Source organism: Bradyrhizobium sp. BRP56 (assembly GCF_020194035.1).
In the GTDB taxonomy this organism is placed as follows: domain Bacteria; phylum Pseudomonadota; class Alphaproteobacteria; order Rhizobiales; family Xanthobacteraceae; genus Bradyrhizobium; species Bradyrhizobium australafricanum.
On record NZ_JADYVV010000001.1, the window covers coordinates 251,614 to 277,504 of the forward strand.

Below are 25,891 nucleotides of genomic sequence, written 5' to 3' on the forward strand. Positions count from 1 at the left end.
CGCTGAAGGGCTTTGGGCGGGAACGTGGCACAAAAATAGACAAAGCCGGGGACGCTGGGAGTGCAGAAAATGTCACTTAGGTCTGTAGACACCGCGCGGGCGTGCGGCGTGGGGATCGCGTTGTTATCTCTGTTCAGCGGCGGCGGCGCGCATGCGGCCGATCTCACGACGAAGGCTCCGCCGGTGCCTTACACCGAGACCGATGATTTCTGGACAAGACCATATCTGTTCGGCGATCTCGGCAGGACGCAACTAAAGGAGCGAGGGATCTCGCTGGCCCTGACGCTGGGCGACGAAGCCGTCGGCAATTTGTCGGGCGGCAACAGGAACACCGCGACCCAAGCCGGACAGCTTTTCTTTCAGGCCAAGTTCGACATGGCAAAACTCGCCGGCATCCAGGGCGGCACGGTTGGCCTCACGCTGGTCGACCGTTTCGGCCGCAACCTGAATGACGAGGCGGGAATTCCGGCGCTGCAGCTGACCAACGAAGTGTTCGGCCGCGGCAGCATTCTTCGCCTGACCGAACTCTACTACTCGCAGAAGCTGTTCGACGATCGCCTTGAGCTCAAGGGCGGCCGTCTTCCGGTCGGCTCCGACTTCTTCTTTGGTCTCTGCGAGTTCATCAACCTGACCTTCTGCGGCGGCCAGCCCGGCAACATCCAGGGTGGCTACATCTACAATTGGCCGGTGAGCCAATGGGCCGGTGTGGTGCACTACAACTTCGCCAAGGAATGGCAGCTCTCGGTCGGCGTCTACGACGCCAACCCGAACTACCTGACGACGTCGGACTCCGCGACTTACTTCCTGCCGGGTGTCCCCGGCTCTAGCCCCGCCTCGGGCGTTCTGGTGCCGGTCGAGGTGGTCTGGGCGCCGAGCGGTCCGTTGAACGGGACCTGGAGATTTGGCGGCTGGTATGACAGCGCATCGACAATTGATGGTGGCCTGCCGGGGATCATTGCGATCTCTCCGGGCACCGGCGGCGTCTCGGACCAGAATCTCGGAGATTCGCGCGGTCGTTATGGCGTCTACGAATCGATCCTGCAGCGGCTGACGGTTGAAGGTCCCAAGGCACAGGGCTGGTACACCTTCCTCAATACGACCGTCGCCGACCACCGCACGTCGTACCAGGATTACCAGATTGCATTCGGCTTCAGGCACACCGGAACGTTCGCCTCGCGCCCGGAGGACGAAGTCGGCTTTGCGGTCGGTACGACCCATGTGAATACGGCTGCGCTCACGCCCAACGCCGGAGGAAACGAAGTTCCGATCGAAGCCTGGTACGGGTGGCAGGCGACGGGCTGGATGAACCTGAAGTTCGACGCCCAGTATGTGATGCATCCTGGCGGGCGCGGGTACAATGCCGCCGGCGTGAAGACCGACAACGCCTGGATTCTCGGTCTGCGCACGCTGGTGCACTTCTGAGCGGAGGTGGCCAGCATGCTTGAGCAAAGCCAGCCATGGTAACCCCTCACGACGCCGGGCTAGCAGTCCTGGAGTTGAAGGGCATCGGCAAGGAGTTCGGCGCCATTCGCGCGTTGCATGGCGTCGACCTCCGCGTGTCGCCCGGCGAGGTGGTCGGCCTGATGGGCGACAACGGCGCCGGCAAGTCGACGCTCGTCAAGATCATTGCCGGCAACTTTCCGCCAAGTCACGGCGAGATCCGCTTTGACGGCAAGGCGGTTCATTTCGCCCGTCCGATCGATGCCCGTGCGGTCGGCATAGAAGTGGTCTATCAGGACCTCGCACTCGCCGACAATCTCACGGCGGCGGCCAATGTTTTCCTCGGCCGCGAGCTCAAGCGCAAGCTTGGTCCATTCGCCTTGCTCGACCACAAGACGATGGCAGCGCGCGCGCTGGAGCTGTTCGGCGAGCTGCGCTCGGAGACCCGCCCGCACGATCTCGTCAAGCAGATGTCCGGCGGCCAGCGCCAGGCGGTCGCGATCGCGCGGACGCGGCTCTCCAACGCCAGGCTGGTGATGATGGACGAGCCGACTGCCGCGATTTCGGTTCGCCAGGTCGAGCAGGTCCTCGGCCTGATCCATCGCCTGAAGGAACAGGGCGTCGCGGTCATGCTGATCTCGCACCGCATGCCCGACGTGTTCGCTGTCTGCGACCGCGTCGTCGTCATGCGGCGCGGCGAGAAGCGCGCCGACAAGGCGATCGGCGACACCAGCCCCGAGGAAGTCACCTCCCTCATCACGGGAGCGAAGGAGGCTGCGTGATGGCCACGCCCCTGGAATCTCCCCTCACCTTCACCAATGTCGGCAAGGCCAGATGGTGGCGCAGCGGCCTGTTCGCTTCGCAGACCGGCTACGTCCTGCTGGCGCTGGCGGCGCTGTTCGTGCTGATGAACTTCGCCAGCCCCTATTTCCTGACCGCAGGCAACATACAGAATGTGGCGAAGAACTTTTCCTTCATCGCCATCGCCACGCTCGGCATGACCTTCGTCATCATCACGGGCGGCATCGATCTCTCGGTCGGCTCCGTGATGTGCTTTTCCGCGATGATCACCTCGATGGTGATGACGCACGTCTCGACACCGGGCATGCCCGGCGCGGAGTGGTTCGTGCATTTAGCCCCTGACGGCAAGACCGTGATTGCCAATATGCCCGGCTTGATTCTGCTCGTCTCGGTTCTGGCGGGGCTCGGCGTCGCGCTGATTGTCGGCCTCGTCAATGGCTTCTGCATCGCGGTGCTTGGACTGTCGCCGTTTGTCACGACGCTCGGCATGCTCTCGATCGTGCGCGGCCTCGGCTACGTCGTCTCCAACGGCCGCGGCAGTTTTCCCGGCGGCCCCGACGCCGAATATTTCTACACGCTGACATCCGGCGTTGTGTTCGGCATGCCGGCGCCGTTCATCTATCTCGTGGTTCTCGCGCTGGCGATGGCCGTCGTGCTGCATCACACTGGTTTCGGCCGCCACGTCTTTGCCGTCGGCGGCAACGAGAAGGCGGCCGCGCTGACCGGCATTTCGGTCGTCCGGGTGAAGATCGAGATCTACGTGATCTGTGCGCTCGCGGCGGGTCTGCAGGGTATCATCGTCTCGGGCTGGCTGGGATCGGCGCCGGCGAACATGGCCACATCCTATGAGCTCAACGTGATTGCGGCCGCTGTCATCGGTGGCGCCAATCTCGCGGGCGGCGCCGGCGGCCCGCTCGGGGCCATTGTCGGCTGCGTGCTGCTCGAGGTGATCCGCAACGGTCTCGTGCTCGCGCAGGTCAACTCGTACTGGCAGCAGACCCTGGTGGGCGTGATCATCATCGCCGCGGTGCTGGTCGATCGTCTCCGCTCGCGCATGGCCTGAAGAGTTCGTCCTGGAGGATCATGGATGTCCGCCTATCCGCCTCCCGGAGCCGCAGATTTGAACGGATAGGCACGATAAGAAATGTGGAGGGAAACAATGAGAAAGGCACTTCTTGCCGCTGCGGTCCTCGCCATGATGGCAACGCCCGGCCTGGCCCAGGGCTACAGATTCGTGATCGTGCCTAAGGCCATGAACAACCCGTTCTTCGATTTCGCGCGCGACGGTTGCCAGAAACGCGCCAAGGAGCTCGGCAACATCGAATGCATCTACAAGGGTCCTGTCGAGCACGAGCCGGCGACGCAAGCGCAGATCATCCAGGATTTCGTCACTCAAAAGGTGGACGGCCTCGCCATATCGGTTGCCGACGTTGCCGCGATGACCAAGTCGATCGAGGCGGCAAGTGCAGCCGGCATTCCCGTCATCACCTTCGACTCGGACGCGCCGGGCTCGAAGCGGATTGCCTATATCGGCACCGACAACAAGGAGTTCGGCCTCGCGCTCGGCAAGCAATTGCTGAAGCTGCGGCCCGACGGCGGCAGATACGCGATGATCTCCGGCGGACCGGGTGCGGAGAACCTGGCCGAGCGGGTCGACGGCGTGCGTGAGGCACTCAAGGGCTCGAAGTGGACCGAGGTCGGGGGCTCGCCGACCTTCTGCAACGACGATCCCGCGCTCGGCGTTCAGCAGATGACCGATCTGCGCACCGCTGCTCCCGACCTTGCAGCCATCATCCCGGTCGGTGGCTGGCCGATGTTCGCGCCCGAAGGCTTCAAGGCGTTCGCCAGCAAGAGCAAGAAGGACATGGACGCCGGCAAGTTCACGCTCGTCGTGGCCGATACCCTCAAGATGCAGCTTGAGCTTTTGAAAGAGGGTTACGCCAATGTGCTGATCGGCCAGCGCCCGTTCGAGATGGGCGAGAAAGCGATGGACACGCTGCTTGCCATCAAGAAAGGCCAGAAGGCGCCGCCGATCATCCACACCGGTCTCGACGTTGTGACAAAGGACAACGTCGCGGCGATGCTGAAATAGGCGCGCAGGTAGCCCGAGCGGAACGGCATGGATCCGGACCTGTGCTCGCGGCCGACCGACATCGGTATCCCGCCGGGCAGATCCCGGCGGCCATCATCAATGGCGCCGCCATCGCATCTGACGAGCGCTAGGGAACAATGTGGGTCCCGGTCTCGCCGGTCAGCGCGCCCATTGCGCAATTGAGATGGCTGATGATCGCGCGCTTGCCACCACCTTCGAGAAAGCGGATGGCGGCATCGACCTTGGGTCCCATACTTCCCGGCGGAAAATGGCCCTCGCGATGATAGGCCTTGATCTGCGCCAGGCTGACCTGATCCAGCTCCCTCTTGTTGGGCTTGCCGAAATTGATCGCGACGCGGGGCACCGCGGTCAGGATCAGCAGTTCCTCGATGCCAAGCACGTTGGCGATATGGGCCGAGGTCAGGTCCTTGTCGATCACTGCCGGCACGCCGGTGCGCACGCCCCGTTCGTCGCGGATCACGGGCATACCGCCGCCGCCGCCTGCGATGACGATCGTGCCGCGCTTGACCAGCGCGTCGACCAGCGAAATGTCGCAGACATGTTTCGGTTTCGGAGACGGCACGACATGGCGCCAGCCACGCCCGGAGTCCTCGCGCATTTTCCAGTTCAACTCGGCGCTGATGCGCTGGGCTTCCTGCTCGGTGAAAAACGGTCCGACGAACTTGGTCGGATTGGCGAAGGCGGGATCGTTGGCGTCGACCTCGACCTGGGTCAGCAGGCTGGCGACGTGCCGGCCGTTGCCATACGCGCGCAAGACGTTCTCGATCGCCTGCATCAGAAGATAGCCGATGCCACCTTGGCTGTGCGCGACGCAGATGTCCATCGACATCGGCGGGATCCGGCTCATCGTCAGCATCTGGCGCATCATGATCTTGCCCACCACCGGCCCGTTGCCGTGGGTGATCACCAGTTCGTTGTCGAGCGCAGCGAGCGGCAGCAGCGCCTCGGCCGTATGCTGGGCGACGGCCTTCTGCTCGTCTGAGGTGCCGCTGATGTCTTCGGGGTGGACGGCATTGCCGCCGATCGCGATCACGAGACGGCGCGGGACCTCATTGAGTGTTCGCATAGCGCGGCATCCTGACGTCGTTGACGGAAAAAGCGAGAGCAAGGTCGCAGGCATGGGCATTCGACGGCGCCACCACGATGCCGGCGTCCTCGAGCAGCCTGATCTGCGCCGAACGCACCTGGCGATCGAGCTCGGTTCCTGTCACCGACGCAACCAGGACCGGCGCATCATCCGCGCGGCCCGCCACGACGGCCGCCAGATGCGCTGCCGGATTGTCATGTGCGCCGTATCCGATCACGAGATCGAGCAGGATGACGGCGACCGCGGGATCGGCCAGCGCCGCCCGCAACGCATCGTCGCGCACCGAGGGATCGATCATCGGATGCGGCCGGCCCTGGGTATATTCGTCGGCCCCGAGGTCGACGATGCGGTCCCTCCCCTGCGCCTCCGGCTCACCGAAATGCGGGACGCCGGGAATAGCGGCGTTGGATGCCACCTTGCGGCCGCCCGCGGCAAGGATCACCTGCGCCTCTGCACAGAGCGTGCCGCCGGCGAACAGCCCTTCGATGCGCTGCGCCGCCTTGCTTCGCTGCGGCAAACGCGCAGCCACGGCGGCAGCGTCGAACCTGCTGCCGACACTCCGGCCGTTGCCGAGGGCTTTTTCGGCCGCTTCCCTCAACGTACCGGCAAAGCGTGCATTTGGCGGCAGGTCCGCCGAGGCGGCGCCGATGAAGCACACCGTGTAGGGCTTCGAGCTCCGGCCGATCCGGCCAAGCACGGCCCTGGCGACGTCCGGATGCGGCGGCTTGGAGATGAGCAAGACGCGATCGGTCTCGGGATCGGCATCAAGGGCGTCGATCGCCATCAATGTCGTGATGCCGCCAATCTCCTTCTTCAAATCCCGTCCGCCGACGCCGATGGCGTGGGAAATTCCTTCGCCCGCCTCGGACAGCAGGCACGACACCTCCTGCGTACCGGTCCCCGATGCGCCGACGATCCCGATCCTCCCGCGCTTAAGCCGGTTGGCGAAGGCGAGCGGCGCGCCGCCGATGATCGCCGTGCCGCAGTCCGGTCCCATCATCAAGAGGCCCGCTTCGCGCGCCTGCTGCTTCAGCGACAATTCATCCGCAATCGAGACATTGTCGCTGAACATCAGGACATGAAGTCCGCGGTTCAGCGCCTTGCGCGCTTCCGCCGCGGCGAACTCGCCGGGAACGGAGATCAGGGCGAGGTTGGCGGCGGGTGCGGCCTTGACGGCCGCGGCAATGCTGCGCGGCCGCCACGCCGCTTCGCCCGTGCTGCTCGTCTTGGGGCGATCGAGCGCCTTTTGCGCTTCGGCAAGCGCGACGCGTGCCGCCGCTTCGCTCTCGGCCTTGATCGCGAGGATCAGATCATTGCCCTGCGCGATCACCTCGCCATCGAGCAATCCGGCGTTGCGCAGGATCGCCTGGTTGGACGGCGTGCCCATCATCAGCGCGGCTTCGATGACGCCCGCCGCCGACGCGATCTCGCGCGACAACCGCATCAACGCCACCGAGTCGAGATAGAAGCCCTTGCGAATTTCGTTCAGGACAAACGCGCTCATGACACCCCCAGATCTTCCGCAATGGCGAGAACGGCCTGCCGGAAGCAGGCCATCGGCGCCCGCACCACGCCGGCGCCGACCTGGCCGATGCCGGGCTCGCGATGCGCGATGCCGGTGTTGATGACCGGTGCAAGGCCGGTCTCCGCCACCAGGCGAACGTCGATGCCGGTCGGCACGCCGGCAAAGTCGAGCGCGGGGATCGTCCATTCCGGATTCTGCCCGACAGTGATTTCGCTCATTGCCCGCGTGAAATTGCCCGCCGACGACGGTGCCCCAGCGCCGATGAAGCCGGCAACCGCTGGAGCTGCCGCCATCGCGAAGCCACCAAGCCCGACTGTCTCGACGATCGCGGAGTCGCCCATGTCGGGATTGGCATCCTTGCGCGAATAGCCCGGGAAATAGAGCCCTTCCGGCATCTCCACCGGCGCCGTGAACCAGCGATCGCCCAATCCGCTGACACGGACCCCGAAATCGGTTCCATTGCGGCACATCGCGGTTACCACCGTCGAACCGCGAATGCCGCTGGCGGGATCGGTCAGCGCCTTGCCCATCGCCATCGCGATGTTGAGAAAGAACTGATCGTTCTGCGCGATGAAGCCAATGCAGCTTGCGAGAACCTCGTTGTCGGTCGAGGTGCGCGCCAGCGCCGACCCGATCTCGCGCAGGAACACGCTGGAGCAGGCCAGGTTGCGCTGGTGCATTTCATCGCCCATCGAGAGTCCGCGCGCGATGATCGCCTTCAGGTCGATCCCGCCATGCGCGCGGATCGCCCTGGCCAGCACCGGCCCGAATACATCACGCAGCCAGCCGAGGCGGGCCAGCACGCTATCGTCATTGCCGCCGAAGCGCATGACCTTGCCAAGGCCCTCGTTGATGGCGCAGTAGGCGCGGTTGCCATATTTGACGTTCTCGACGACGAACACCGGCATGGAGACCGTGGTCATGCCGGTCATCGGACCGACCGCGCCGAAATGATGGTTGGGGTGGAAGGCGACGCCGCCGCCGGCCGCGAGTTCGAAGGCGGCTTCAAGATCCGGAGCCCAACCCTCGAACACGATGGCGCCTGCCACCGCGCCACGCATCGGACCGCACATTCGGTCCCACGTGATCGGCGGCCCGGCATGAAGGATCATGCGTTCCTTCAACCCTTCCAGCACATCGCGCGCCGGAACGATATCGATCAGCCTGGGCTCACCCTCGAGGATACGTGCGAGCGCCTGCTTGTTGGCGTCTTCGATCAGCTTCATGGCCGCCTCTCACGTACCGAGCTTGGCGAGCAGTGCCGCCATTTCGGGATCGCCGTCGGCAGGCGGCGTCCAGTCGACCTGCACGACCTCGATATCGCAGTCCCGCAAGTCCTTCACAAAGCCTGCCAGCCCGACGTTCACCACGCTCGGCTTGCTCATCAACAAACGCCCGCTCGGCGTCCCTTCCTGCTTGGTCACCACTTGCGGCCTCCCGAGATCCGATACATCGATCTTAGTAAGAAAATTTTTACTTTGTCAAACACGCGCGACCTGTCGTCCAATTCCCGTCGCGGCGCATGATCGTCTAGGCCCCTGCGATTGATCGCGTCGGCGAGCCGTTGCCGGCGAGGCCGGCATGATGCAGCGCGCTGTCGTTGAGCAGCCGGCACTCGATCGCGCGCAACACCATCAGCGCACCTGCAAACCCATCCAGTCCGGAGCTTTGCCCGATCCTCGACAGCACCGCGACCGCGGACTTGATACGATCCACCCGTCCGCCAATCGTCGCGTCGATGGCTTCATGCAGCGCCGCCGCCGCGTAGCCGAGCACGGCACTGTGCAGGTGGGCAGCACTGATCTCATTGGTTCGGCCGAGATGCGCGCGACAGGTCTTCCACAGCGCGTCGCGCGTCGCGAGACGGCCGAGGCTGGTGAGCGCGACCATCGCGCCGCCGATCAGGTCGTCGCCGGATGGCGTGAGCCCGGGACCAAGTCCGATCAATTCGACGATCTCCGGGTAGTCACGTGGTACACATCGCTCTCCGCGAAGCCCGGCCTCGATCAATCGCTTGAGCGCGGCGAGCCCCGGCGCCGCGGCAGCGAGCACCCGCGACGGCCTTGTGGGCGGCTCCGCGCCACCCGAGGCGGCCAGCCCCTGCTCGACCGGCAAGCGACGCCAGACCTGATCGACCATCGCAAGCCCTGCCCGCAAACTATCGAGCGTCCATTCCGGCGAAGGCGGCGGCGCCCATACGGAGGCCGTCTCGAAGCCGGCAAACCGCATACCGTCCACGAGCAGCATCGTGTCGACGATCGCAACCTCTTGTCCGGGAACGAGCAGCCGCGGCTCAATCCCGGTGCACAGAAGATGCAGCGGGCCGGAGCCGAGGTCTTTGACACCGATGCAGATCCAGCAATCGTCGAGCACCGCATAAAGGCTGCGCTCGAACACCGCCGCAATACGGCCGCGCCGTCCGCTGCGCAGCGCGCGACGCGCCAGCACGCCGACCTCGATTACGGCACCGCCGTCGAATCGTTCAGACACGGGCGCGCCGGGCAGGTCGCGAAACGTATTGCCTGGCCGCATCACACCGATCTCCTGCTGCGCAACCATGGCGTCAGGACGTGAGCACGGCGGTTCGCGGCACGCTACTCCCGTGGGCCTCTCCGCCGAGATAGGCGGCTTCAAGCGAGGGATCCTCCGCGATGATTTCGGCCGCACCGCTCTTCAGGATGGTGCCGGTCTCAAGCAGATAGGCCCTGTCGGCAAGCGCAAGGGCTTGCCCGGCCATCTGGTCGACCACGATCAGGGTCATCCCCTCGACGCGAAGCTGCTCGAACGAGGCGAACAACTCGTCGACGACAAGCGGCGCCAGTCCAAGCGACGGCTCGTCAAGCATGAAGACCTTGGGCGCGGTCAGGAGCCCACGCGCGACTGCGAGCATCTGCTGCTCGCCGCCCGACAAAAGGCCCGCGCGATGGTTGATACGCTCCTTCAGGCGCGGAAAGCGGGCAAACATCGCGTCGATCTCCGCGTCGAGTTCGAGACCCTTGCGTGCGAAAGCGCCGAGCTGCAAGTTCTGCCGCACCGTCAGCTCCGGAAACACCTGACGTCCTTCAGGCACCAGCACGATGCCGGCCCTGGCGCGGATATGCGCCGGCATCTTGTCGACGCGGGCGCCGGACAGCCGAATCTCGCCGACCGACCGCGGTGGTTCGAGACCGGCAATCGAGCGCATCAGGGTGGTTTTGCCCGCTCCATTGGCGCCGAGTACGGCGATGGCCTCGCCGGGCGCGACGGCAAGGTCGATCCCACCGAGCGCCCGCGACATGCCATAGAAGGCATCGAGCGCGCGGACTTCGAGCGCCGTGCCTTGTTTCGCCGGGCGCGGCGCGCGGCGCCGCTCACCCGACGGCGCATCGCCGAGATAGGCCTTGCGGACCAGCGGATCGTTGCGGATCGCCGCCGCATCGCCGATCGCGATGCGCTTGCCGCCATCGAGAACGACGATGAGGTCGCTCAGCGACATGATCATCGGCATGTCGTGCTCGACGATGATGACCGCGATCCCGGTCTCCGCGATGCGACGAAGCAGAACCGTCAGCCGCTGCTTGTCGCCCTTCGAAAGACCCGCGGCCGGCTCGTCGAGCAGCAGGACCGTCGGACGCAAGGCGAGCGCCCTCGCGATCTCGACCAGTCGCTTCTCGCCATGGGGCAGCGCATCCGCGCGTCTGCTCAGATCGCCGTCGACACCCGCAAAGCGCAACAGCGACCGCGCAAGGCGCTCCTGCGCGTCATTGTGCAGCGCGGACACGATGTTACCGAGCTTGCCGGCCGTCGCCGCCAGCAGGACGTTCTCGATGATCGAGAGCGAACCGAATAGCTGCGTCGTCTGGAACGTTCGCGCCACTCCGACACGGGCAAGCTGGTGCGACGGCAAACCGGTGACGTCGCGGTCGCCAAGCTTCACGGTGCCGGATTTCGGACGATAGAAGCCGCAAAGCAGATTCAGCGCGCTGGTTTTCCCCGCACCATTGGGGCCGATGACGCTGGTCACCGTGCCGGGTTCGGCGGTAAACGAGACGTCCTGCACGGCGCGGACACCGCCGAACGAGATCGAGAGGTTTGCGACGTCAAGACGCGACGCGCTGCTGGTTCCGATGCCGAGGTCGGCGACCGGCTCGACGGCCCCCGCGCCCGTATCGGCCTTCGATCCCGCCGGCAGGAACCTTGCCGCGAATTGCTCGATCAGCCCCATGATGCCTGAGGGCGCGAGCCGCAGCACGGCGAAAAGCAGCACGCCAAAGGCAAGCAGACGATACTCCGCGAGATCGGACAGCATTTCTGGCAGCAGCACGACGAGCGCCGCCCCGATCACCGGCCCCAGCGCCGAGCCGGCGCCGCCGACCATGACGCCAAACAGCAGCAGGATCGATTGCAGAAAGGGGAACGAACTCGGGCTGATATAGCCCTGGAGGGGCGCAAACAGCGCCCCCGCTAGCGCCATCGCTGCGGCCGAGATGATGAACGCCACGGTGCGGACCCGCACGAGATCAATGCCGATCGAGCGCGTCGCAACCTCGGTGTCGCGGGCGGCACGCATGGCGTAGCCCCAGCCGCTGCGCTTCAAGCGCTCGAACAGGATGAGGCCGGCGAACACCAGCACGATGCCCGCGATCGCCAAATGCCGCTCCGACAGCGGAAAGCCGAACACCTGCGGCGGCGCGGTCAGGATCAGGCCGTTGCCGCCGCCCGTGAGATCGCGCCACTCGATCGTGCCATGCTCGACGATGAAGCCGAAGGCGATCGTCACCATCGCGAGATATGGACCTCGCACGCGCAAGGCCGGCATCGCGAGCAGACCACCGACGACGCTGACAAGAGCAATCGCTGCAGCCGTCGCCGCAAGATAGGGCCACCCTGCCTTCTCCATCAGGAGCACGGTCGTATAGGCCCCGATCGCCATGAAGCCGATGTGGCCGAGCGAGATCTGCCCGGCGAGACCGAGCAGCACGTTGAGGCCGATACAGGCGATCGCCGTCAGCGCGATGGTCGCGACCAGGAATACGCCGTAGCTGTCGGCAGCGGCGGCATAGAGGATGGCGGCCGCGAGTGCCGCGACGGCGGCGAGAACGGATGCGCGGGAGGTCATACCTTTTTCACTCCGGCTCGGCCGAGCAGCCCGTGGGGGAGGACGACAAGAATCGCGATCACCGAGGCGAATGTGATGATCTGGGTGTAGACCGACCCCAGATAATTGGTCGCGAACACCTCGATCAGGCCGAGGCAGAGCCCGGCCAGCATCACGCCCCATGCGCTGCCGAGACCGCCGATGATCGCCGCCGCGAAGGCCTTGATGCCGAACAGCGTGCCCATTTCGGAGGACACGTTGAACAGGGGCGCGATCAGCAGCGCCGCAACCCCGGCCAGCATCGCCGAGACCGCGTAGCTTGCCGCGATGGCGCCGCTGACGTTGATGCCCATCAGCCGCGCGGCGTTCGGGTTCTGGACCACCGCGAGCATGGCGACGCCGTGACGCGTCCTGCGACTGAGCAGATGAAGTGCCAGCGCCAGCAGCAATCCGACCACGGGAATCAGGAGCTGCAACGGATAGACCCCCGCGCCCTCGACGATCTGGATCGGCTTGGCCGCCAGGACGGACGGAAAGCTGCGCGGCTCCTTGCCGAAGACGAACATCATCACATTGTCGACGATAATGCCGACCGCAACGGTCGCCATCAGCCAGTTGTCGGAGCCGCGCTGCACGAATGGCCGAACCGCAAAGCGCTCAATCAGCAGGCCATAGACCGCGCAGACGAGCAGAACGGCGGGAATGCCGGCCGCGGCCGGCCAGCCCCACAGCACGAGGAAGAAGTATCCGGCAACGGCTCCCAGGGTCATCGAGCTGCCCTGGGAGAAATTGACCGTGCCGGAGACGGCGTAGGTGACGTGGAAGCCAAGCGCAAGCAGCCCGTACATGCTCCCGAGCGCCAGTCCTGTTATCACCGCGGGAAGAAATGACATCGATGACCACCCTGCTTGTTTGACGGACGATCGCGCGCGGTCAGTTCCGCGCGAACGGCATGATGTGATTGTCCTCGAATCGCGCCCAGATGTAGTCGCCCGCCGTCAGCGCATCGTGCTTGTCCTGCGCGAACGGCTTCTCATAGGTCTTGATCAAGCCGTCCACGCGGTCGATGGCGTAGAAGCCGTCACGCACGGCGGTCGGTTCGGTGCCACCTGCCTTTTCGATTGCTCGCGCAATGACCAGGATGGAGTCGTAGGCGTTGGCGACGCCAACCGCCGGCGTCACGTCCGCAGGCCCCTTGATGTCCGAATACTTCGCCTGAAGGGCCGACATCACCCGCTTGCCGACCGGCGACAGGTTCCCGAAGAAACTGTAGGTCTGGACGAAGATCACGTTCTCCGCGCTCGGCCCGGCGAGCTCGGTGAAGCGGCCGCCGGCCGGCCCCCAATGCGAGACGATCGGCGGCGCCCAGCCCATACGGTCGAGCGATTTCACCACCTGGGAGGACGGTCCGACGTTGCCGACCAGGTAGAGCGTGTCGGCGCCTGCCTGCTTCAAGCGCGACAGCTGGGAAACGACATCGACGTCGTTGCCTTCAAATTTCTCGACGCCGGCAGGCTCGATTCCAGCGGCCTTCAATGCCGCCTTCAGACCATGCTCGTTCGACTCGCCCCAGGGATTGTTGACCAGGATGAGCCCGGGCTTCTTCGCATTATACGTCTTGCGCGAGAACTGGACGATCGCCTTGTCGACCTCATCGTCCATGGCCGAGACGCGGAACACGTAATTGGACGGGGCGCCGTTCCGCGTGATGTTGGTCCCGGCGGCCCACGGCACGACGAACGGCACCTTGACGTTGTTGACGAACGGCACGATGGCGAGCTCGACCGGCGTGTCGAGGCCGCCGACCAGGACCGCGACCTTCTCGCGCTGAATCAACTCGCGCGCCGCGATCAGCCCTTTGGCCGGATTGCTCTCATCGTCGCGGCGGACGAGCTCGAGCGGACGTCCGAGCACGCCGCCCTTCGCATTGATTTCCTCGATAGCGATCGTCGCTCCGCGGGTGAGCGCCTCGCCGGCGCGCGCCGACTGTCCCGACAGAGCGGTGACCAGGCCGATCTTGATCGGTTCGGCCGCGCGCGCGCCGGACGCGAACGGCAACGCGGCCAGCAGGATCGTCGCTGCGGCGTGCCAAGCCGGCCAACGACGCGCAGGTCCGGACGAAACTATGCTCCTGAAGTTCATCTTCGGTGTTCCTCCGCTGATGGCGGCCTCGGCATCGAAGCCGCCAGTTCCTCCGCTGCCGCTTATGCGCGGACTTGACGGAAGTAAAAACTTTCTTCAAAAATATTCCGATGTCAAGCGAGCGATCAACCGCGCGGGGAAAATTCCGATGGACCCAAGGAATGTCGAGGCCCGCGACGTGTTGATCTCGATCGCGGAAGATGGCGACCGCCTGTCGCGCGGGGAAGCCGTGCTGCGTTCGGATTCTGTCGGACCGACCCTCGCCGCCCACGGACGCTATCGCTACAGTGCGATCGGGCAACGCCCGGATTTCAATTGGCCGCAAGGACGGCGGCTTGCCGTCTATGTCGGTCTCAACCTCGAGCATTTCGCGTTCGGCGACGGGCTCGGTGCCGAGCTCTGCCCCAGCGGTCCGCATCCGGACGTCCTCAACTACGCCTGGCGCGACTATGGCAACCGCGTCGGCGTGTGGCGCCTGATCGAGCTGTTCGATGAGTTGGAACTGCCGCTGTCGGTGCTCGCGAACAGCAGCATCTATCACTACTGCCCTGAAGTCATGGAGGCATTTCGCGCCCGCGGCGACGAAATTGTCGGTCACGGCCGCACCAATTCCGAGCGCCAGGGTGTGCTTGCGCCCGACCAGGAGCGGCAACTGATCGCGGAAGCGACCGATGTCATCGCGCGCGCCGAAGGGTGCCAGCCGCGCGGCTGGCTGGGGCCCTGGATTTCGCAATCACGGGTCACGCTCGATCTGCTGGCCGAAGCAGGCTACGAGTACCTGCTCGACTGGTGCATGGACGATCAGCCGGTGTGGTTCTCGACGCGGAGCGGCGGCCGCATCCTTTCAGTGCCCTATCCGCAGGAGTTGAACGATATCCCCTCGATCGTCGGTCGCAAGGACTCCGGCGAGCAGTTCGCCGCCATGATCACCGACACGTTCGAGGAGATGCTGGCACAATCGAGAAGGCAATCGCTCGTCATGGGAATTGCGCTGCACCCCTATCTGGTCGGCCAGCCGCACCGCCTGCGTCCGCTGCGCCGCGCCCTGCAGACGATCCTGGCGCGGCGCGACGAGATCTGGATCACCACCGCTGGAGGCATAGCCGCGTTCTCGCGCGCGCTGCCGGATGGCATCGTCCCCACATGATGAAAACAAATCGGGCCCCGATCGCCTCACCGTTGCAACGAACCGGAGACGACCAGTGAGCACTGCCGACACGCTGTTTCGAAACGCCCGATTGGTCGATGGGCGCACCGTCGATATCGCCGTGCGCGATGGCCGCATCACCTCGATCGCGTCGCAGTCGCCGGTCGCGGCGAGCGAAACCCTTGATCTGGCCGGACGCCTGGTGTTGCCGGGGCTGGTCGATGGTCATATCCACCTCGACAAGGGCTTCGTTGGTGACGATTGGAAGTCCCACCGCCCCTGCACCGCCGGCTTCAGCGTGCGCGAGCGCGTCAAGTTCGAGAAGGAGGCGCTTGCCGGCGCGAGGCCGATTGCGGTGCGGGCGGCCGCGCTGATCGACCTCTGCGTCGCGCACGGCACGACCCGGATGCGCAGCCACGTCGATATCGACCTTCAGGTCGGGTTGCGCAATCTCGAGCAGGTCATGACGGCGCGTGACGCGCACCGCGACAAAGTATCGGTCCAGATCGTCGCCTTTCCGCAAAGCGGCATCGTGACGTCGCCGGGCGTGGCCGGGCTGCTCGACGAGGCCGTTCGCGCCGGCGCGGACCTGGTCGGCGGTCTCGATCCGGCGGGTTACGATGCCGACATCGACGGGCATCTCGACGTCGTCTTCGGCATTGCCGACCGGCGCGGAGTCGGCATCGACATTCACCTGCATGACGGCGGCTTGCTCGGTGTCTTCGAGATCGAGAACATTGCACGCCGGACCAAGGCCCTCGGGCTCGGCGGCAAGGTCACGATCAGCCATGCCTATGCGCTCGGCGAGGTGCCGCGTGACGTCGTTCAGCGCACCGCGCAGCTGCTCGCCGAGGCCGGGGTCGCGATTTTGACCAACGCGCCCGGAGCGCATGCGTTTCCGCCGGTGCTGCTGCTGCGCGATGCCGGCGTCAATGTGTTCGCCGGCAATGACAACATCCGCGATTCCTGGTGGCCCTACGGCGACGGCGACCTCCTGGAGCGCGCCATGATCATCGGCTACCGCTCCGGCTTCAACACGGATGCCGACCTGGCGGCCGCCTTCAACATGGTGACCACCAACGCCGCGCAGGCCCTCGGCCTCCCGGACTATGGGGTGGCCAAGGGTGCGGCGGCGGACTTCGTCGTGATCGACGCCCAGCACGTGCAAGAGGCCGTGGTGGCCCGGCCCAGGCCGCGCGACGTCTACAAGAATGGGCGCCTCGTCGCGCATGGCGGCACGGTCGTGACGGCGGCGCGTTGATGTGGATGTGGAGACCGGAACATCGGGAAGGTTACCCCTTGACGAGCCACCGCAATAGCGATCTCAATCCCGCGAGCCTGCACGGCAGGGCCCCGCATCCCGTTGAACATGATGGGCGGGGGCATATTGTCCGCGCTGGGCTCGTACAACCTGAGAAAAGCTTGTCCCGTGACTGAAACGACAGCATCGACCAGCCCGGCCCGCAGCGCCACACGCGGCAGACGGGCACGCGATTCCGCGTTGACCAAGGAAGCGATCCTGCACGCGGCGACGTTCGAATTCTGCCGCAACGGCATTGGCGGAGCTCGGGTTGAAGCCATCGCGAAACGCGCCAAAGCCAACATGCGGTTGCTGTACGCCTATTTCGGCGACAAGAACGGCCTTTATCTCGCCGTGCTCGAACACGTCTACACCGAGATCCGCGCGGCCGAACAGCAACTCAAGCTCGACGACCTCGATCCGGTCGCGGCCATGCGCGAGCTGATCAACTTCACGTTCACCTTTTTCGGGGCGCACCAGAACTATATTGCCCTGATCAACAATGAGAACCTGCAGCGCGGGCGCAACCTGCGCAAATCGCGCAAGATCGCCCACCTCACGCTGCCCTTGGTCGCGAGCATCGAAAATATCCTTCGCCGGGGCCTTGCGGTCGGGCTGTTCCGCAGCGACGTCGATCCGGTTCAGCTCTACGTCACGATCACGGCCATGAGCTATTTTCATGTCTCCAACCGCTACACGCTGTCGGCGATGTTCGACAAGGATCTGGGAGAGCCCGACTGGCTGGAGAAGCGTCGCCATCACGCGCTTGACGTGATCATGACCTGGTTGACGGCGACGGCGGCCGCAAGCGAGGGAAAACGGAAACCGTCCGCAGCCAGAACACCGGCGGGCGCCGCACGCTAGCTCACGCGCGGCAAATTCCGAACAGCCTGCGGGTGAGCGCTAGGTGCTCGCTTCACCGGGCGGCGACAACGCCGTCGCTGCGGGGATCGCTGGCGCCCTCGAGCAGTCCGTCCGGGTGCCAGACGATTGCGCCGGCGTGGCCCATGAATTCCTCGAACGCACCGACCACCTGGATGTCGTGGCCGAGCGCCCGCAGCGCGTCGACGACGGCAGGATCGAAACGCGATTCGATCTTGAGATTGTTGTTCTCCTCGCCCCATGTGCGACCGAGCAGCCAGCGCGGCGCGGTCACTGTCGACTGAAGATCCTGACCGTGCAACGCGTAGCGGGTGAAGATCGCCGCCTGGGTTTGCGGCTGCCCTTCGCCGCCCATCGTGCCGTAGGACAACAGCCGGCCGTCGCTGAGTTCAGCCATTGCGGGCTGAATGGTGTGGAACGGCAGCCGCCCAGGTTCCAGGCGGTTGATATCGGTCTCGGCGAGACCGAAGCTTGTCCCACGGTTCTGCCAGGTGACCCCGCTTTGGGGCAGGATGACGCCCGAGCCAAACTCCCAATAGATGCTCTGAATGAAGCTGACGCTGAGGCCGTTCCGGTCGGTCGCAGCGAGCCAGACCGTATCGCCCTGGGCCGGCGGGTCAGGCCAGCGCGCTGCATGATCGACGGCGACGGTCTTTTCGAGCGCCGCAATGGACTCGTCGGTGAGAAACTCGGCCGCCGACCGCGCCATGTAGTCGGGATCGGTCACGTAGCGATTGCGGATGCGGAACGACGCCTTCGTGCTCTCGACCAGCCGGTGCAGATGATCGCCCCCGTCCGCCTCCTTCGCCATGCGCCGGGCATAGAGCGCAAGAATCAACAGCGAGGCCAGGCCCTGCGTCGGCGGCGGCATATTGAACACCTTGTGCCCGGCCACATCGACCGACAGCGGTGTCACCAGCGCGGCTTGATGCTGCTCCAGATCGGATAGGCGGAGCGGGCTGCCGAGCCGTTCGAGATCAGCGGCCATCGAACGCGCCAGGTCGCCGCGATAGAAATCGGAAAGGCCGGCTTGCGCCAGCTGCCGCAACGTGTCCGCCACGCGCGGCTGCCGCAACCGTGCGCCGACTGCAAGCGGAACGCCCTGCGGCAGATAGACATCGGCAAAGCCCGGCACATCCTGCAGCTCAGCGCGCTTCTTCGAGGTGTTGTCGTGCAGGGTCTGGGTCACGGCGACGCCATCGGCGGCGTAGCCGATCGCAGGTTCGAGCAGCCGCGACAGCGGCATGCGCCCCCCATGGCGATCGCGGCTGAGCTCATAGGCCTTCTGCCAGCCATCGACGGTCCCGGCGGCGGTGAGTGCTGCGAGCGGTCCGCGGCTTGGGATGGTGCTGCAGCCATGCTCGCGATACCAGGCGCGGCTGGCGGCCTTCGCCGACCGTCCGCACGCCTGGATTCCGACAGGTGCAGAGCCCGCCCGGCCGACCAGCCAGAAACTGTCGCCGCCAAGGCCGTTCATATGGGGATAGACCACCGCGATCGTGGCGGCGGACGCAATCATCGCCTCGACCGCATTGCCGCCTTCGGAGAGGACGGCGAGCCCGGCCTGCGCCGCAAGATGATGCGGCGCGGTCACCATTCCGCTATAGCTTCGCTTGGTCTGCAGCATGAACGCGTTCTCCGAAAGCAGCAGTTTGTAATAATATTCTTACTTACATTGTCAAGCGGCCGTCGCCTCGCGGCGGCGCGAACGGCTGGCGGAGGTGCCGCGCGAGGTGGATCGAGGCGAAAGCGGAAATCGGCCGCGCAAAGCTGCGCGTCAGCGGCAGCGGGGCGGGTCGCCGGATTCCCGGAGGTCCTGAATCTGTTCCGAAAAGGATGCAAAAAATGTAGTCTCCCGAACCATGGCGACGATCCACGAATTCGGCCCCTACCGCCTCGACGCGGAAGCCGTGATGCTGTTTCGAGAGTCCGAACCGGTCGCGCTCGGGCGGCGCGCGGTGACGCTGCTTCGGCTGCTTGTCGAGCAGGCCGGAACGCCGGTTTCCAAGGACACATTGATGCAGGCGGCGTGGCCGGGGCTTGCGATCGAGGAGAGCAACCTGACGGTGCAGATCGCCGCTCTGCGGCGGGTATTTGCCGACGTCGAGGGCGGTGCGACCTGGATCGAGACCCTGCCGCGCCGCGGCTACCGCTATGTCGGGCCACTGGTCGCCGCCGAATCCGGCGCCGGCCTGCCCACCTCGCCGGCAATAACAGTGCCCGATGGGCCGTCGCTTGCAGTGCTGCCGTTCTTGAATCTCAGCGGCGATCCCGCGCAGGAATATTTTTCCGATGGAATAACGGCAGACATCATCGCCGAACTGTCGCGCTTCCGCTCGCTGTTCGTTGTCGCCCGCCACTCCAGCTTCGCCTACAAGGGCAAGACGCCCGAGATCAAGCAGGTCGGCCGCGAGCTCGGCGTCAGGTACGTGGCCGAAGGTAGCGTGCGCAAGATCGGCAGCCGGATGCGGGTGACCGTCCAGCTTCTCGATGGCGCGAGCGGTTACAATCTCTGGACCGAGCGCTACGACCGCGAACTCGAGGACGTCTTCGCCCTGCAGGACGAGATCGTCCGCGCAATCGTCGCAGCCCTTCCGGGCCGGCTCGAGGACGCCGGCCGCGAGATCGCCAGACGCAAGCCGACCCCGAGCATCACCGCCTATGACCTGGTTCTGCTGGGCAACGAGCGGTGGCGTCAATTGACCGTGAAGGGCATGGCGGAAGCCAGGCAGTTTTTCCGGGACGCCGTCGCGCTCGATCCGCAATATGCCCGCGCTCACGTCAACATTGCCTGGACGATCGTCTGCGACGTGTTTCTCGAATCGCCCGGCACGGCGAAGCTCGACGACGCGTTGAGCGAGATCGAGACCGCGCTCGACATCGACGGCGGCGACGCCTGGGCCCATGGCGTCTTCGCGCAATTGCTGTTCCTGCGTCGCGAGGACGCCAAGGCCGAAATCCATTTCAGCCGGGCTCTCGCGCTCAATCCAAACGACGCCGACGTCGCCGCCGTTTTCGCGAACATTCTGGTCTACTGGGGACGGTGGCGAGAGGCCCTCACATGGATCGGTGCGGCCAAACGACTGAATCCCTTCCCGCCCAATCTGTACCACTGGTACCACGCGCTCGCGCTCTATTCGGGGCGCCAGTACGATGAAGCAGTCAAGACGCTGATGGAGGCGCGATCCCCCGACCGCTGGTCGCACAGTCTGCTTGCCGCCTGTTATGCGCAGATGGGTCGGCTCAGCGAAGCGCGATCCGAAGCCGAAGCGTTCGTCACGGAACGTTGTCGAGAAATGAGCGCGAACGGCGCAACGCCGCCGGCGAACTCCCTCGATCTCGTTCGAGCACGGGCCGAAAGGTACAGAATTTCTGCCGAACGCGAGCACTTCCTCGACGGCTTGCGCAAGGCCGGCCTATCCGGCTGAGCCGTAGCGAGGGTCACAACAGGCTGTTCGAAATTGACCGACAGCAGTGCTCCGCCTCGGCTTGCTTCAACCTCAAATTTCTGAGCCGCCGCTGCGGTCCGGATTGTGCAATGGTGGAGGATCGACGCTTGGCGTGGCGAGATTCGTAGCCCGTGGTAGCGGGGGAGCGCTGCCGCCATTCCCAACACTCAGAAAAACGCCTCCAATGCGCGCTGTGCGGAAGCAGCTCTTTATAGAGGTCGAGGACGAAGGGGAGCGTCTCCGCGAAAAACCGCAGCCCCCGATCTTTGAATCTTTTGGATCTGGCCTGGGATCAGCTCAATCTGAGGAGATCGAGCATTGGAAAACTCCATGAAGGCGTCTGAGGTTTCGAATATTTGATTCACGAGCCCGCGATGCTCTGGTTCAATGATGGAGTAAATGTCGGGTTTGTCGCACCTCCACCATCCTGACCATAGTTCCGCTTTCTTCTCATTGGGATCAAAAATAAGGATGAGCGCCCCTCCGTCCTCATAGATGAGCTCGGCGGGCACGCAGCCGTGTTTGATCAGCGTTTGCAGAACGTGGCAGAACTCATACCCAAATACGTACACATCAGGCTTTAGCTTAACGACTATGGGTTGGTCTGCGTTATCGTACCCGAAGGAATCGGTACTGCTTGGCGGTTTAATCACTTTGATGCTTCCCGCGCTTGCGCCATGAAGCGAATCGCCTAGCCGCCTGCTTGGATCAGTGATCCTGGTTGGTCAGCCGATACATCAGGCGCTCACCTCGATACCCTTGAGAGCATTAGCCGCCCGTGCCCGACGCTCTGAGATACGTCGCTCTATGCCGCGCCGGCGATCGGGCATCGGAAGCTGCGAATCCCGCACGTTGCTCCTTCGCCTGACAAGAATTCGCCGATCAGCTACCCTGCGTTCCGTACCCACTTTTCGGTCGTCTCTCCGCACCACGCTTGCCGATCCGGCGATCGCTCTTCCCGGACGGGCGGCGTACGCCCTGCGCGCCACCACTTCGCGGAGCGCCAGCCAGATGAACTCGCTGTTGGTGGAAAGATATCGCCGCCATAACTTGCGCGGCTCCATCATCAGGCGCCAGAACCACTCGAGACCGAGCGATTGGAATAGCCGAGGAGCGCGCCTGATAAAGCCGGCCAAGACGTCGAAGCTGCCGCCGACCCCCAGAATGACGGGAACTTGCAGCCGATCCCGATAGCGTTCGCTCCACACCTCCTTGAACGGGGACGGCAAGCCGATAAAGAGAATGTGAGCGCCGCTGGCTCGTATCTCATCGACGATAATTTCGTGCTCGTCCGGACCGAAGTAGCCGTTCCGAAAACCAGCGATCGTCAGCTGCGGAAAGCGCGCCTCGCAGACGCGCACGAGCTTTTCGACGACTTGCTGGTGCGCCCCTAGAAAATAGACACAAAGTCCGTTGGACGCGGCCCCCCTTAAAAGTCCTTCCATCAGATCGATGCCGGCCACGCGTTCCGGCATGCGTTGACCTGACGCTCGTATTGCCCAAACCACCGGCATACCGTCCGCCACCGTCATATCGGCCGCGGAACATGCGTGCGCCAACGCCACGTCTCGCCGCATCATGCAGAGATGCGACGCATTGATCGTCATCACGACGTGAGAACTGTTCGAGCGGAGACAGATATCGACACAGCGCTGCGCCGCCTGATCGAGCGTAACCGCATCAAATTCGACGCCCAATAGGCTCGCGTGTTGCTTCATCTGCTCAACTCCCCTGCGGCGATTGCCGACTGGCTTGCCACCGAGCCACTTGCTCGGCGTCCAGGCGAGCCGTGGCAGCTCGTTTACCCAGTCTCAGGCACGCGTGCTGATACGTACGAAGAAAACGTCTGAACTCGGGGTCATTATAGCGCGGCAAACCCTTTGCCCAGCTGCTGAAGTAACCCCAAAGCATCGCGATGCTGCCGATGAACATTGGGTGCGCGCGAAGACGGGAAGCCGCCACCGCCAGATAGTAAAACGGCGAAGTGCCCATGAAATACTGACCGAAGCCAGCACGAATTCTGCCTGCCCAGATGCTCTTCTGGCTGGCCCCCTGCGGACGAAGGTGGACGAACCGGATTGGCTCTGAATCGACGCTCTCCGCGATCCAGCCCAGCATTCTGGCGCGGTGGCAATCGATGCCATCCCACATGACTTGTCGCACGAATCCCCCGATCTGCTCGAAGCACTCAACCCGATAGAATTTCGTCATTCCAACCGACATTTCGTCGCCGCAGATTTCGGGCACGAGATCGCCAGTTTGGGGATGGACGAACCAGGGTTTGCCTGAGGTCGTCCCGATACGTGGATTATCCTCCATTCGCTGCATCAGCAGTTCGAAGTAGCGAGGCGGCAGGTCGAGATCCATATCAAGCTTGCACAAATAGCCGAAGTCGCCGAGCGACACTTGATCGAGACCATCATAAAACGCCTCAATCACGCCGGGCCCTACCCGCCGATGGCCTCGGTCATGGCGGCGCACGACGCGCAGATAAGGCAACCGCGCCACATACTCTTCCAGAATCCGTGGCGTATCGTCGGTGGATCCATCGTCAACGACGATCCACAGCGCTGGCGGCACCGACTGTGCAGCCACGCTGTCCAGCGTGCGGCGGAGATAGGCTCCCTCATCGCGGCAGGGCGAAATCAGCACATACCTGCGCGGCGTGGCGCTGTGCGGAACACTTGAAGCGCGACTGTCAAGCTCGTCCACAGGTCTACTCCCGGTAATATCCTTCGGACCTGACGCCATTTCTTGCCTCGATGGTTCTGAGCTCGACGGGATCGATCTGGTTGAGCACAATGGTCGACACGCGCTCACGGATGAGCTGCGTTACCGACAAGGCTTCGAGCACGCTCGTGCGCTTGGTCTGACCGCATTCCACAACGAAGACGAACTCATCGATGAAGCGCTCGATCAGCCTTGCATCGACGACCGACATGATCGGCGCCACCTCCACCACAATGTAGTCATAGGACTTCCGTGCGACGGCGAGCAGGTTTTCCATTTCCCGCGAGCCCAGGAGTTCAGCAGCGTTGGGAATCCGAAGCGCGCAGGCATTCGGCAGGACATCCAGCCCCGAATGCGGTCGCTTGCAAACAAACTCGCCAAGACGGGACGGATCTTCCAGCGCTTCGAAAAGCCCAACCTTCGCATCGGGGGACAGTGCAGTCGTGAGATTCCGGAGATGAAGGTCGGCATCGATCAGCAGCGTGCGCGCTCCGGAGGACGACAATATGAGCGCAGCAAGGTTGGCGGCAACGACAGTCTTTCCCTCTTTCGAAACCGCCGACACGACACCGATGACCTTGGCGCCGGTCGAGGCGGGTGAACGGTCGAGCATCGCCTTCACATTGCGAAGACCCTCCGCGAATCGCGAGAAGGGGGCAGCAAGGACATGCTCCTCGATTGGCAATTGACCAGCATAGACGAAGGGCAGTCCGATGCACCGCGTCTCGGTCACCTGTTCGACGGCCTTGGGTGTACGGAACACATCCGCCATCCATTCACGTCCGAAGGCAGAGCCTATGCCGAGAAACAGACCGAGAAAAATACTGCCTGCCGCCACGATGAGGGTTTTCTTGGAACTCTTTGTCAGCGGCGGCACTGCTCTCGTGATGATCTGCGCACTTTGGGCCGGAAGCGTCTCCGCCTGCGCCGCCTCGATCTCCTTATGCTTTTGCAGGAATCCGCTATAGAGATTGCGCAGCGCCTCGGCAGCGCTCTCGAGTTCGCGCAGCTGGCTTCCGGTTTCCGCGGAAAGCTTCGCGGCGGTGTCTTCGAGTTCAGTCTGTCGTGCCCTAGCGACTTCGTATTCGCTGGCGTAGGAATCGGTAATGCGCCCCTCGTCGGACCGAATGGCGGCGTCAACGCTGTTGAGCTGCGCACGAAGCTTGACGACAGCCGCGTGCTTGCGACCGACGCGAGCTTCCATCTCCGCAAGCCGAGACGCAAGGTCGCGCTTTTGCGTGCGGAGACGCGCAAGTTCGCTGTTGTTGAGCGCGAAGTTGATGACTGCCGCTCGCTTGTCGTTGAATAGCGCGTCCGTCGACACGGCCGACGGAATCCCGTTTGCCTCTGTCCGCTTGATCCGGTCGAGGCGCTCCTTTGCTTCGACTGCCGCGAACTTGGCATTCATCAGCTGGGTATTCAGACTTGCCAGGAGCTCGGTATCCTGAGCGCCAGTGCTGCTGAGATTGTTAGCCGTCTTGAAGTCCTGCAGCGCCTTGTCAGCGTCGGCCACCTGCTTCTTCAGCTCGATCAGCCGCTCCTGCAGCCACTTACTCACCTTCTGCGTTGATTGCAGCTTTGCGTCCTGCAAGGACGCGAGATAGCTATCCACGATTCCGTTGGCGATCTTCGCGGCCTTCTCCGCGCTCTGCGACTCGACCGTTACGTTGATAACGTTCGCGACATCCTCACGTGCAACAGTCACCCGCTTCAGCAGAGATTCGAGCGCCGCTCGTTCAGCGGCTGCAGTGGCTTCCGCCGTGCTGGAGTTCCCGTCTGTGGCGCTGCCAAGTGCAGATCGCCCGGCAAACTCGCCATCACTGGCCAGACCCAGCGAGCGAATAACCGGAAGCAGGACCCTGTCTGATGACAGTACGTAGAGCTGACTGCCGACCTCCACTTCATCCATCGTCGGCTGATCTACGATCTTGTTCGTCTGCAGATAACGATTGAGACTTCGATCGATGAGGATGCGTGCACTGCTCTTGTAGGGCGCCTTCATGACCACAACGGAAGCCACGGCAACCGCCAGCCCAATCAACAGCCCGATAACGGGCAACCGCCATTCGCGGCGCAGAACGTCGACAATGTCCCACAAGCCGAAAGCGGGACGGCCCGCCGCAGGCGGACCATAGTCTTCCGCAAGCGGCTGGCCGTATTCCTGAATAACCAATTGATTGGTTCTGGTGTCCATGGCT

Annotated in this window: 20 protein-coding genes; 8 read left to right on the forward strand and 12 right to left on the reverse strand. The window is 64.0% G+C overall.

The window, feature by feature from the left end:
• Positions 1-69 precede the first annotated feature (69 nt).
• The 4 genes from I6F38_RS01140 (at position 70) to I6F38_RS01155 (ending at position 4,333) form a co-directional block, all read left to right on the forward strand.
• On the forward strand, positions 70-1,422 hold the full coding sequence (locus I6F38_RS01140; protein ID WP_225158727.1) for a carbohydrate porin: 1,353 nt from the start codon (positions 70-72) through the stop codon (positions 1,420-1,422).
• Positions 1,423-1,457: 35 nt separating this feature from the next.
• On the forward strand, positions 1,458-2,222 hold the full coding sequence (locus I6F38_RS01145) for an ATP-binding cassette domain-containing protein (protein WP_225158728.1): 765 nt from the start codon (positions 1,458-1,460) through the stop codon (positions 2,220-2,222).
• The gene (locus I6F38_RS01150; RefSeq protein ID WP_225158729.1) at positions 2,222-3,304 is read left to right on the forward strand and encodes an ABC transporter permease; all 1,083 of its coding nucleotides are present in this window, start codon (positions 2,222-2,224) and stop codon (positions 3,302-3,304) included. Before I6F38_RS01145 ends, I6F38_RS01150 begins: the two co-directional genes overlap by 1 nt.
• A gap of 96 nt (positions 3,305-3,400) precedes the next feature.
• Positions 3,401-4,333 (forward strand): sugar-binding protein, encoded by a 933-nt coding sequence (locus tag I6F38_RS01155; RefSeq protein ID WP_225158730.1) that lies wholly within the window; start codon positions 3,401-3,403, stop codon positions 4,331-4,333.
• 127 nt (positions 4,334-4,460) lie between these two features.
• Here I6F38_RS01155 and I6F38_RS01160 read toward each other — a convergent pair whose 3' ends face one another.
• From I6F38_RS01160 to I6F38_RS01195, 8 genes are all read right to left on the reverse strand, one after another.
• The gene (locus I6F38_RS01160; protein WP_225158731.1) at positions 4,461-5,420 is read right to left on the reverse strand and encodes a carbamate kinase; all 960 of its coding nucleotides are present in this window, start codon (positions 5,418-5,420) and stop codon (positions 4,461-4,463) included.
• A complete protein-coding gene (fdrA, locus tag I6F38_RS01165) occupies positions 5,404-6,945 on the reverse strand; it encodes an acyl-CoA synthetase FdrA (protein WP_225158732.1) in 1,542 nt (513 codons plus the stop codon). The genes I6F38_RS01160 and fdrA overlap by 17 nt, the downstream gene beginning before the upstream one ends.
• Positions 6,942-8,192, reverse strand: coding sequence for a DUF1116 domain-containing protein (locus I6F38_RS01170; protein WP_225158733.1), 1,251 nt, complete (start codon positions 8,190-8,192; stop codon positions 6,942-6,944). Before I6F38_RS01170 ends, fdrA begins: the two co-directional genes overlap by 4 nt.
• Before the next feature lie 9 nt (positions 8,193-8,201).
• Positions 8,202-8,393 (reverse strand): hypothetical protein, encoded by a 192-nt coding sequence (locus tag I6F38_RS01175; protein WP_057017417.1) that lies wholly within the window; start codon positions 8,391-8,393, stop codon positions 8,202-8,204.
• Positions 8,394-8,496: 103 nt separating this feature from the next.
• Complete coding sequence (locus I6F38_RS01180; RefSeq protein WP_225158734.1) at positions 8,497-9,498, reverse strand: DUF2877 domain-containing protein; 1,002 nt, start codon at positions 9,496-9,498, stop codon at positions 8,497-8,499.
• 31 nt (positions 9,499-9,529) lie between these two features.
• Positions 9,530-12,064: a branched-chain amino acid ABC transporter ATP-binding protein/permease gene (locus I6F38_RS01185; protein WP_225158735.1), complete on the reverse strand. Its 2,535-nt coding sequence runs from the start codon at positions 12,062-12,064 to the stop codon at positions 9,530-9,532.
• Entirely contained in the window at positions 12,061-12,936 is an 876-nt protein-coding gene (locus I6F38_RS01190) for a branched-chain amino acid ABC transporter permease (RefSeq protein ID WP_076826929.1), read from the reverse strand. Before I6F38_RS01190 ends, I6F38_RS01185 begins: the two co-directional genes overlap by 4 nt.
• Positions 12,937-12,976: 40 nt before the next feature.
• Positions 12,977-14,101 carry an ABC transporter substrate-binding protein gene (locus I6F38_RS01195; RefSeq protein WP_028333380.1) on the reverse strand — a complete coding sequence of 375 codons (1,125 nt, stop codon included), beginning with the start codon at positions 14,099-14,101 and terminating at the stop codon, positions 12,977-12,979.
• Between the two features lie 232 nt (positions 14,102-14,333).
• Between I6F38_RS01195 and I6F38_RS01200 the strand changes: the two genes are divergently transcribed.
• From I6F38_RS01200 to I6F38_RS01210, 3 genes are all read left to right on the forward strand, one after another.
• Positions 14,334-15,332 carry a polysaccharide deacetylase family protein gene (locus I6F38_RS01200; protein ID WP_225158736.1) on the forward strand — a complete coding sequence of 333 codons (999 nt, stop codon included), beginning with the start codon at positions 14,334-14,336 and terminating at the stop codon, positions 15,330-15,332.
• Between the two features lie 55 nt (positions 15,333-15,387).
• Entirely contained in the window at positions 15,388-16,593 is a 1,206-nt protein-coding gene (locus I6F38_RS01205; RefSeq protein WP_225158737.1) for an amidohydrolase family protein, read from the forward strand.
• A 126-nt stretch (positions 16,594-16,719) separates the two neighbouring features.
• Positions 16,720-17,496 carry a TetR family transcriptional regulator gene (locus I6F38_RS01210; RefSeq protein WP_225158738.1) on the forward strand — a complete coding sequence of 259 codons (777 nt, stop codon included), beginning with the start codon at positions 16,720-16,722 and terminating at the stop codon, positions 17,494-17,496.
• Positions 17,497-17,548: 52 nt separating this feature from the next.
• On the opposite strand, the gene I6F38_RS01215 is transcribed toward I6F38_RS01210, so the two are convergent.
• Positions 17,549-19,141 (reverse strand): gamma-glutamyltransferase family protein, encoded by a 1,593-nt coding sequence (locus I6F38_RS01215; RefSeq protein ID WP_225158739.1) that lies wholly within the window; start codon positions 19,139-19,141, stop codon positions 17,549-17,551.
• Positions 19,142-19,376: 235 nt separating this feature from the next.
• Here I6F38_RS01215 and I6F38_RS01220 point away from each other — a divergent pair, with 235 nt between their 5' ends.
• On the forward strand, positions 19,377-20,942 hold the full coding sequence (locus I6F38_RS01220) for a winged helix-turn-helix domain-containing protein (protein ID WP_225158740.1): 1,566 nt from the start codon (positions 19,377-19,379) through the stop codon (positions 20,940-20,942).
• A gap of 758 nt (positions 20,943-21,700) precedes the next feature.
• Here I6F38_RS01220 and I6F38_RS01225 read toward each other — a convergent pair.
• From I6F38_RS01225 to I6F38_RS01235, 3 genes are read right to left on the reverse strand one after another with little or no spacing between them, the layout of a single operon-like run.
• Positions 21,701-22,681: a WecB/TagA/CpsF family glycosyltransferase gene (locus tag I6F38_RS01225; protein ID WP_225158741.1), complete on the reverse strand. Its 981-nt coding sequence runs from the start codon at positions 22,679-22,681 to the stop codon at positions 21,701-21,703.
• A 4-nt stretch (positions 22,682-22,685) separates the two neighbouring features.
• Positions 22,686-23,675, reverse strand: coding sequence for a glycosyltransferase family A protein (locus I6F38_RS01230; protein ID WP_225158742.1), 990 nt, complete (start codon positions 23,673-23,675; stop codon positions 22,686-22,688).
• Positions 23,676-23,679: 4 nt separating this feature from the next.
• A complete protein-coding gene (locus I6F38_RS01235) occupies positions 23,680-25,887 on the reverse strand; it encodes an AAA family ATPase (RefSeq protein WP_225158743.1) in 2,208 nt (735 codons plus the stop codon).
• Positions 25,888-25,891 lie beyond the last annotated feature (4 nt).